At 73.5% G+C, this 8,770-nt stretch carries 7 protein-coding genes and 1 pseudogene; 2 read left to right on the top strand and 6 right to left on the bottom strand.

Annotated elements, in window-relative coordinates; translation table 11 throughout:
* The 4 genes and pseudogenes from ACOJSN_RS02770 to ACOJSN_RS02785 form a co-directional block, all read right to left on the bottom strand.
* Window positions 1-96: pseudogene (locus ACOJSN_RS02770) on the bottom strand (DNA-binding response regulator); the annotation flags it as partial.
* The gene (locus ACOJSN_RS02775; protein WP_420110985.1) at window positions 84-1,319 is read right to left on the bottom strand and encodes a histidine kinase; all 1,236 of its coding nucleotides are present in this window, start codon (window positions 1,317-1,319) and stop codon (window positions 84-86) included. The pseudogene ACOJSN_RS02770 and the gene ACOJSN_RS02775, both read right to left, overlap by 13 nt.
* A gap of 85 nt (window positions 1,320-1,404) precedes the next feature.
* On the bottom strand, window positions 1,405-2,325 hold the full coding sequence (locus tag ACOJSN_RS02780) for a DNA-3-methyladenine glycosylase family protein (protein WP_420110986.1): 921 nt from the start codon (window positions 2,323-2,325) through the stop codon (window positions 1,405-1,407).
* 7 nt (window positions 2,326-2,332) lie between these two features.
* Window positions 2,333-2,833: a DUF2505 domain-containing protein gene (locus ACOJSN_RS02785; RefSeq protein ID WP_420110987.1), complete on the bottom strand. Its 501-nt coding sequence runs from the start codon at window positions 2,831-2,833 to the stop codon at window positions 2,333-2,335.
* A gap of 49 nt (window positions 2,834-2,882) precedes the next feature.
* On the opposite strand from ACOJSN_RS02785, the gene ACOJSN_RS02790 reads away from it, so the two are divergent.
* Window positions 2,883-4,334 carry a sensor histidine kinase gene (locus ACOJSN_RS02790; RefSeq protein ID WP_420110991.1) on the top strand — a complete coding sequence of 484 codons (1,452 nt, stop codon included), beginning with the start codon at window positions 2,883-2,885 and terminating at the stop codon, window positions 4,332-4,334.
* Between the two features lie 107 nt (window positions 4,335-4,441).
* Here ACOJSN_RS02790 and ACOJSN_RS02795 read toward each other — a convergent pair whose 3' ends face one another.
* Window positions 4,442-4,690 carry a WhiB family transcriptional regulator gene (locus ACOJSN_RS02795; RefSeq protein ID WP_420110988.1) on the bottom strand — a complete coding sequence of 83 codons (249 nt, stop codon included), beginning with the start codon at window positions 4,688-4,690 and terminating at the stop codon, window positions 4,442-4,444.
* A 228-nt stretch (window positions 4,691-4,918) separates the two neighbouring features.
* Here ACOJSN_RS02795 and ACOJSN_RS02800 point away from each other — a divergent pair, with 228 nt between their 5' ends.
* Window positions 4,919-5,383 carry a hypothetical protein gene (locus ACOJSN_RS02800; RefSeq protein WP_420110989.1) on the top strand — a complete coding sequence of 155 codons (465 nt, stop codon included), beginning with the start codon at window positions 4,919-4,921 and terminating at the stop codon, window positions 5,381-5,383.
* Here ACOJSN_RS02800 and ACOJSN_RS02805 read toward each other — a convergent pair.
* A complete protein-coding gene (locus ACOJSN_RS02805; RefSeq protein ID WP_420110990.1) occupies window positions 5,275-8,628 on the bottom strand; it encodes an FtsK/SpoIIIE domain-containing protein in 3,354 nt (1,117 codons plus the stop codon). The two genes, ACOJSN_RS02800 and ACOJSN_RS02805, sit on opposite strands and share 109 nt — an antisense overlap.
* Window positions 8,629-8,770 lie beyond the last annotated feature (142 nt).

Below are 8,770 nucleotides of genomic sequence, written 5' to 3' on the forward strand. Positions count from 1 at the left end.
CGGCAGCGCTGCCACCACCTCGTGCTCGCTGTCGGCCAGCAGCCGCACGATGCCCTCACGCAGGAGCACGGAGTCTTCGCAGATCAAGATGCGCACGGGAGGCTCACTTCGATGGTCGTCGGCCCACCGGCCGGGCTGGTCAGGGAGAAGGTGCCACCGGCGGCGGCTACCCGGTTGGCGACGCCGTCGATCCCGCCACCGGCGATCTGCCGGGCGCCGCCCGAGCCGTCGTCCTCGATCCGGGCCCAGATGTTGCCGCCCGGGCGCCGCATGATCGTCACCCGGCAGCTGCCGGCCTCGGAGTGCTTGGCCGCGTTCGTCAGCGACTCGGCCACCGCGAAGTACATCGCCGCCTCCACCTCGGGCGAGCACCGGCCCTCCAGCCGCACGTCGAGGTGGACCGGGATGTGCGAGCGCGCGGCCAGCGCCGAGAGCGCCGCGTCGAGGCCGCGGTCGGAGAGCACCGCCGGGTGGATGCCGCGGGCGAGCTGGCGCAGCTCGGTGATCGCGGCCTTGGTGGAGGTGTGCGCCTCGTCGATCAGTGCGGCGGCGGCATCGGGGTCCGAGGCGAGCTTGGAGCGGGCCATGCCCAGCGTCATGCCCACCGAGACCAGGCGGGGCTGGACGCCGTCATGCAGGTCGCGCTCGATGCGCGTGCGCTCGACCTCGGCGGCACGCATCGCCTCGTTGCGCCGCTGCGTGGCGGTCTCGGCCCGCTCGGTCAGCTCCGCCTCGCGCGAGGGGACCATCAGTGAGGGCGAGATCGATCGGTGTGCGAGCGTCATGAGGTAGACACCGACCGCACCGACGATCATGCCCGCCAACCCGATCCCGACGGCGGTGATCCGGCCGGTCTCGAGCCCGAACCAGGGCGCGGTGTAGGTGTCGGAGGAGGCGACTGTGCTGGCGATCGCGTACGCGGCTCCGGTGAACGTCACCTGGAGCAGCCCGATCGTGACCATGCCCAGCAGTCCGACGATCGCGAAGTGCAGCAGGCTGCGGAGGTTGGTGCGGTCGGTGACCTGCATCCACACCGTGTGCGGGATCCGGATCCAGTTGGTGCGAGGGGAGCGGGGCATCGTGCGGGCCGGGATGTTCAGGTCGAGCAACGAGGCGACCCGCCGCTCCTCGAACCAGGCGATCCACCAGACGGCCAGCGCTGCGAGCGCGAGCGCGAGCACGCCGATGCCCAGCGCGAACAGGCCCCCGATCCCGATCGCGATGGTGCTCGCGAGCAGCGCGACCGTGATCGGGACCGCGAGGCCGAGGGCCGCGAGGTGCGCCGCGATCGCCACGCTCTGGCGCAGTCGTCGTGTCATGAGACCACGGTAGGAGCGCGCAGCGCGCTGCGGCCACGGGGCGGACCGGATCGTTGCCGGGGGATAGCCCCCAGCGGCTGGCCGCTCACGTCGGTACCGGCAGATGGGCGCGTGGCGCCATCCGGGGACCGCGCCGCGGCCGCTGCACTCCGCCGAGCTCGATCAGCCGCTGCACCCGGTGCCGGTGCGGCGCGTACGGGGCGAGCAGCTCGGCCATCCCGGCGTCGTCGGTGGGGGTGCCGGTGAGCGCGTACCCGACGTTCCCGGCGATGTGCGCGTCCCCGAAGCTCACCGCATCGGCATCGCCCAGCACCCGGGAGCGGACCTCGGCGCTGGTCCAGACCCCGATACCGCGGACCGTGCGGAGGCAGCGATCCAGCTCGGCGGCGCCGCGGCGTGCCGCCCGCTCCAGTGCCGGCGCCACCTGCGCGGCCCGCAGCAGTGCCGCCGAGCGGTGGTGGTCGATGCCCAGCCGCAGCCACTCCCAGGAGGGTACGGCGAGCAGCTGGGCCGGCGTCGGAGGGAGCATCAGTCGCAGCTCCGACGCGGCGCCCGAGGCGGGATCGCCGAACCGCTGCACCAGCCGCCGGTACCCGCTGAACGCTTCGGCCCCGGTGACCTTCTGCTCGATGATCGCCGGCACCAGCGACTCCATCACGAGCCCGGAAGCCCCCAGCCGCCAGTGCGGGAACCGGCGCCAGAGCCGGCCCACGATCTCGTGTCGAGGCACGAACCCCGACGGGTCGTCGTCGGCCCCCAGCACGGCCGGCAGCGCCTCGAGAACCCAGGCTGCGCCGTCGCCCCATGCCCGGGCGAGGACCTCGCCCCGCGTCAACGGGTCGATCGCGAGGGTCGCTGGTCCGGCGGGGGTGCGCACGGCGCGCCAGGTGGTCCCGGCGGCGTCCACGCGGAACGTCGGGTCACCCGGCCCGTGCCGAAGCGGGGCGAGCACCAGTGCGACCGGGCACGGCCACGCCGGTCGCCACCGCCGCACCAGGGGGCTCACCAGGACACTAGTGCTCGGCGAGCCAGGCGGACCCGACCGCCTGCTCGAGGTTCAGCACCGTCTGCACCTGCTGGACCGCCTGCTCCTCGATCTTGCGGCCCACGAGCGGCACCCGGGCCTCGACGGCGCCCTCGTAGGCGACCACGGTCTGGGCACCGTTCGGTGTCAGCGTCACGGTGCCGCGGGCACCGGCAGGCTTGCCGAGCACGTCGAGCTCCACCGTGCCGCGCCGCGAGCCCGCGGAGTCCGGCGCTCCCCAGCGCTCCACCAGTCGCAGCTCGATCGAGCGCCCGATGAGGTTCTGCACCGCCGCCGGCAGGTCGTCGGTGGGCAGTGCCCGCTGCGTGGTCACCGTGAACTCGCCCTCGGCGCCCCCCTGGACCTCGACGGCGGAGCTCACCGGCCTGCTGGCCGCCACCTTCCGCTCGACATACGCCGGGTCCGCGAGCATCGCGGCCACCTCATTCGCGGGGGCGGCGTAGGTGATTCGGGCGGTGAACGGACGCATCGGGCACTCCAGGGGTCGGGACGCGCCTACGCTATCCGTCGTGTCCACGATGAGCGACCTGATCGATTCGCGGGGAAACCTCTCAGGCGCCGACGGCGAGTGGCTGCACCTGCTCGTGGGCGACTGGCAGGTGATCTCCGACCTGGCTTTCGCCGACATGGTGCTGTGGCTGCCCACGACCGACGACGACTTCGTCGCGATCGCGCAGTGCCGCCCCTCGACCGCGGCGACCGTGCACCACGACGACATCGTGGGCCGGATGGCCCCGCGCGGGTTCGTCGCGACGCTGCGCGAAGCGTCCCAGGGCCAGGAGATCGTCCGGGTGGGGGAGGCCCGCTGGACCGGCGCATACGCGATCCGCGAAGAGGCGATCCCGGTGGTCCGCGCGGGCCGCACCATCGCCGTGATCGCTCGCGAGACGCACCTGGGCGCGAGCCGCACCCCCAGCCGCCTGGAGATCAACTACGTCGAGTCCGCCGACGAGCTCTGCGCGATGATCGCCCGCGGGGAGTTCCCGGCGCCGAACGCGGCGACCGGCCCTCGCCGCGGCGCCCCGCGGGTGGGCGACGGTCTCGTTCGACTCAACAGCGAGGGCGAGGTTCTGTACGCCAGCCCGAACGCGCTGTCGGCGTTCAACCGGCTCGGCGTCTCGGACGAGATCGTGGGCCGTTCGCTCGCCGAGGTCATCACGCCGCTGATCGAGGACTCCGCACCTGTGGACGAGTCGATGCCGCTGGTGCTGATGGGACGCGCGGCCTGGCGCAGCGACGTGGAGTCACGCGGGGTGTCCCTGTCGCTGCGGGCGCTGCCGGTGACCGAGCACGGCACCCGCATGGCCGCGGTGCTGCTGGTCCGTGACGTCTCCGAGCTTCGCCGCCGCGAGCGCGAGCTGATGACCAAGGACGCCACGATCCGCGAGATCCACCACCGGGTCAAGAACAACCTGCAGACCGTGGCGGCCCTGCTTCGGCTGCAGGCCCGGCGCAGCACCTCGCCCGAGGTCCGCGAAGCGCTCGACGGCGCGATGCGCCGCGTGGCCACCATCGCCACCGTGCACGAGGCACTGTCGCAGACGATCGACGAGGTGGTCGATTTCGACGACGTGTTCGGTCGGGCGCTGCGCCTGGCCGCCGACGTGGCCGCCGTGGACAGCCCACGCGTCACGTTCGTGCGGGAGGGGACCTTCGGTCGCGTCCCCGCGAGCGACGCGACCTCGCTCGCGGTGATCCTCACCGAGCTGGTGACCAACGCCGTCGAGCACGGGCTGAGAGCGACCGGAGGCACCGTGACCGTGCGCTCCCAGCGCGAAGGCCGCACGCTCTCGGTGCAGGTGATCGACGACGGCGTGGGCGTCGACCCCGCCTCCATGGACGGGCTGGGGACGCAGATCGTCACCACGCTCGTGGACACGGTGCTCGACGGATCGATCTCCTGGGCCAGCCGCAGTGGCGGCGGTACCGAGGTTCAGCTCGTGACGCGCCTCGGTGAGATCACCGACTGACTCGCTCGCCTCACGCGCTCCAGGAAATACCACTCGAGCGTAAAAAAGAATGTCGCCCTACGTGCCCAAGAAAAGGCACGCAGGGCGACAGTAGGCGCGTGGTGGCGTCAGCCGGCGCGACGCGCGCGAGCGGTGCGGCGCTTGAGCGCGCGGCGCTCATCCTCCGACATCCCGCCCCAGACTCCGGAGTCCTGGCCGGACTCGATCGCCCAGCGAAGGCAGGCGTCAGAGACGTCGCAGCGGCGGCAGACAGCCTTTGCCTCCTCGATCTGAACGAGTGCGGGGCCGGTGTTCCCGATCGGGAAGAACAGCTCCGGGTCCTCGGTCAGGCAGGCAGCGTTGTGGCGCCAATCCATAGGTGAGTCCTCCTAGCGAGCGTGGGTGTACGGCGGACAATGAGCGGCTCGATACCGGTGTTACCGGCCCGGCGCGGTCGTCCCCGTTGCCCCGAAATTGACCGAGAACTAGTCTCACATGTGCCTCGTTCGTGCACAAGGGGTTGTTTCAGACAGATGTCGGATGCCGGTGAGACCTCCCTCACAGCCTCTGCTCCGATGGCTGGGCTCGCGCCGTAGGGTGGCGTGGTGAGTGATCGCAGCACCGCTGAGGGGCCCGCGCACGTGCCGGCACCGGCGCCCGTGGAGGATCCGTGGCGCAACCTGCCGCTGCTCGGTGCGCTCGTGGTGGCCGGTCTGGAAGGGCTGCTGCTGATCGCCGCTGCCGTGTGGTCGGTCGTAGACATGGTGCGCAACGACTTCGACGGCGCGGCCGTCTCGATCGCGCTCGCGGCGTTCATGCTGCTGTTCGTGGGGCTGCTGGTGCTGGGCATCCACGCGCTGTGGCTCGGCCGCCGGTGGGGCCGCGGTCCGGTGCTCACGTGGCAGCTGATCCAGGGCGCCATCGCGGTGAGCGTGATCGGGATCGCGCCGCCCTGGGCGGTCTACCCGGTGCTGCTCGCCTCGATCGGGGTGGGGGTCGGGTTGCTGCTCCCCGCCTCGGTGGCCGCGACCAGCCGGCCCTCCTCGTCCTCGTCCGGCACGGTCCTGTAGGTGCTCTCGCCCCGATCGACCTGGAGGGCGACGGCGCAGCCCTGAGCCACCAGCACCCCTCGCCCCGGGTGGTGGTCCGGGTCGGTCAGCGGGCGCACGTCGACGCCTGTCCACGCCGCGGTGCCGGCCGCTGGACCCAGCACGAGCACCACGTCCGGGTCGCGGAGCCGGCGCGCCACCTCGTGGAAGGCCGAGCCAAGTGGGTCAGGTCGGGCGGCGGCCACCAGCGCGAGGTCGGCCGCAGCCTCTGCGGTGGCGGCTGCGGCGGCGGGCGAGAGACGGTCGGCGTCGTCGACGACCAGCACCCCAGGCACGCCGGGCGGCACGGCACCGGGGTCGGTCCACACCCTCTGACCGGAGGCACGCAGTCGCGCCGTGATCATCCGCAGCGTGGTGGTGCGACCGGACCGGGATCCGCCGAGCACGAGCAGCGTGCCCCGCGCCGGGAGCGGGGCCGAGACAGGCCTGGTGTCGACGTCGCCCAGACCGAGCAGCAGGCGGCCGCCGCCGGCGGACGGTGTCAGCGCGACCAGCTCGGGCAGCGGCTCGATCCGCATGGGTGACCGCGGCACCGCCGGCCACGGACCAGCGGGCTCGGCGAGTGCGACCTGCGCGGGCAGCGCCGTGGCGCCGTCGAGCAGCACGCCGCGTCCCTGCGGCGCCCCGAGATCGACCAGGTCGCGCGGCACCCCGGCCACGAGCGCGTCGCTGACGTCGCGGGGCGCGAGCACGAGGTGCGCGCGGGCCGCGGCTGCCCAGCGCGCCGCCGGGGGAGCGGCCGTGAGCACGACGCCGAGCCGGCGGCGGTGCGCCGAGCGCAGCAGCTCCAGCATCGTCTCCACCCCGGACCCGATCGGCAGCACCGCGTCGAGCGACCGGCACACGGCCTCCACGTCGTCGATCACCAGCAGCTCCCGCCCGCGCCGCGGTCGCTGCAGCGCCTGCAGCAGCAGGTGCACGCGCCGCACGTCCTCGGGCGCGCATGCGGTCCCGGCCGCGGCCGCGTCACCCGGGAGCAGCCGCTCGGCTGCGATCACGTGGGTGACGATCCCGCGCCGCACTGCCTCCCGTGCCACGGTGCGAGCTGCGGTGCTGCGTCCGCTGCGCGGCGGACCGCTGATCAGCAGCGTGTCGGCGGCGTCGATGTGCCGGGTCGCCACGCGCTGCTCGTGCGGCAGGTCTGCCAGCAGCAGCGGCAGCGCGTCGTCTCTCACCTCCGGCAAGTCGCTGACCTGCACCGACGCCGGTAGCGGTGGCGCCCATGGGGCCTGCACCTGCACCAGCCCGGGGTCCATTCGCTCGGCGGTGGCACAGGCCTGCCGCACCACCGAGACCACGCGTGCGACGCCGTCGTCGAGCGTGCCGGGCCAGGCGATCTGCACGATGGTGGCGCTGTCGGTGCGGACCACGGCCCTGCCCGGGACCGGCGGCAGCAGCGCGGCGGCGTCGTCGCCGATCACGTCGTGGGAGTCGGTCGGCTCGAGCACCCGCAGGCACACCCGGGCCGAGATGTTGGCGCGCATGTCCGCGGTCACGGCGCCGCCCGGTCGCTGCGTGGCGAGCACCAGGTGGATCCCGAGCGAGCGGCCCTGTGCCGCCAGGCGCACGAGCGAGTCGAGCAGCTCGGGGTGGGAGTCGGCGAGGGTGCGGAACTCGTCGACGATCACCAGCAGTCGCGGCAGCCGGTCCGTGGTGAGCTCGGCCAGCGATCGCGCGCCCGCCTGCGCCAGCACCCGTTCGCGCCGTGCCAGTTCGGCCCGCAGGCTGGCCAGCGCTCGTGCGGTGGTGCCGGTATCGAGGTCGGTGAGCACATCCACCACGTGCGGGAGGTCTGCCAGCGCGCCGAACGTGGCACCGCCCTTGTAGTCGACCAGCAGCACCTGCACGTCCCGCGGCGCGTGCGCGACCGCGAGCCCGAGCACCCAGGTGGTCAGCAGCTCCGACTTGCCCGCTCCCGTGGTGCCGGCCACCAGAGCGTGCGGCCCCGCGTCGGCCAGATCCAGCCACAGCGGTCCGTCCGGGCCCATACCCAGCGGGGCGGTCAAGCCGGCGTGGTGGCGCTGCCAACGGTGCAGCAGCTCGCCGGCGTCCGGCTCGCCGATCAGCGCGCTCAGCGGCACCAGGTCCGGCAGCCCACCCGCTCCGGTGCTCGCCCGCGCGAGCGCCGCAGCTACCTCGTGCGCCCATGCAGGGGAGACCCGCCGCTCATGATCCGGTTCGACCTCCACCACCGTGGTGCACCAGGTCGGCACCGACGCGAGCGAGGTTGCGATCAGGATCCCGACGGCGTCGCTCGCCAGGGTGGCCCCCGCACCGGGGTCCTCGGTGGTCTCGATCACGCGCAGCACCGGGGTGCCGGCCGCTGCGGCAGCGGTGTGCGGCAGCTGGGCAGCCCAGTCCCATGCCGGCGGCACCGCGAGCCGTAGCTCCGCCGGACCGGCCTGGTGCACGGCCTGGCACACCAGCCAGCGCGCCATCGCCTGGCACGCCGCAGGCGTGCCGACCAGCGCGACCCCGTGCCCGGGCGAGGGCGGCGGGAGAGTGCGGATGCGCCGTCGGCGGCCCCGCTCTCGACCCAGATCCCAGTCCGGGGGCGGACCTGCGCCGGGGTGGTCGGCGACCGCGAGCAGACCTGCCGGGTCAAGCGGATCGGGTGGGACGTCGTCGGGCATCTCACGGCGGCGGCGTCGGGCGGCGCGTTCGCGCAGCCAGGGCCAGACCACCGAGACGACGAGGACCAACGGCAGCACCATCCAGGCCACCGTGCGCCATGGGCTGTTCGCGCCGCTGCTCAGGGCCATCGGAAGCACGGTCGCCGACATCGCGAGCGGGACCAGCAGGCGCATCCCGAGGCCGTCGGCGAGGTCGACCGCAGGTGGGTCGGGCGCCAGACCCGGGTGGTCGCGGATCTCGAGCACGCTGCCGCCGGCGCTGATCTGCGAGCCCGGACGCAGCTCGCGGCTGCGTGCGCGCAGGCGGCGGGTGTGGCCGATCCTGGTGCGGCCGCCGCGGCGACGGCGTGCGATCCGCACCGAGGCGCGACCGGCCAGGGTGCGTGCGGTGAGTCGACCACGCCGCAACCGCACCGCGACATGGCGGCGCGACAGGCGGTCATCTGCCAGGGCGAGATCGGCGTCGTCGCCCCGCCCGACCACCACGTCCCGGTCGTCGGGCAGCGGCACGACCCAGCCGACGTCAGGTCCTGCGACGACGGCCAGGTGGTACCGGGTCCCCACACTGCGCACCCCGCCATGCTGCCCGGATCGCCCCCGCCCCCGCTGACCCCCTGTGGACAACCCACCCCCACCCCCACCCCGAGTTCACAGAGGAAACGTCAAGACAGCGAATTCACGGACGAAACGTCGGTGACGGTTCGTGCGTGCAATA

The sequence above is a fragment of the Pseudactinotalea sp. genome (assembly GCF_048594945.1).
In the GTDB taxonomy this organism is placed as follows: domain Bacteria; phylum Actinomycetota; class Actinomycetes; order Actinomycetales; family Beutenbergiaceae; genus Pseudactinotalea.

Excerpts from the sequence above, each read along its gene's own strand:
- ACOJSN_RS02775 (WP_420110985.1), bottom strand. The coding sequence starts at position 1,319 with ATGACACGACGACTGCGCCAGAGCGTGGCGATCGCGGCGCACCTCGCG.
- ACOJSN_RS02785 (WP_420110987.1), bottom strand. The coding sequence starts at position 2,833 with ATGCGTCCGTTCACCGCCCGAATCACCTACGCCGCCCCCGCGAATGAG.
- ACOJSN_RS02790 (WP_420110991.1), top strand. The coding sequence starts at position 2,883 with ATGAGCGACCTGATCGATTCGCGGGGAAACCTCTCAGGCGCCGACGGC.
- ACOJSN_RS02795 (WP_420110988.1), bottom strand. The coding sequence starts at position 4,690 with ATGGATTGGCGCCACAACGCTGCCTGCCTGACCGAGGACCCGGAGCTG.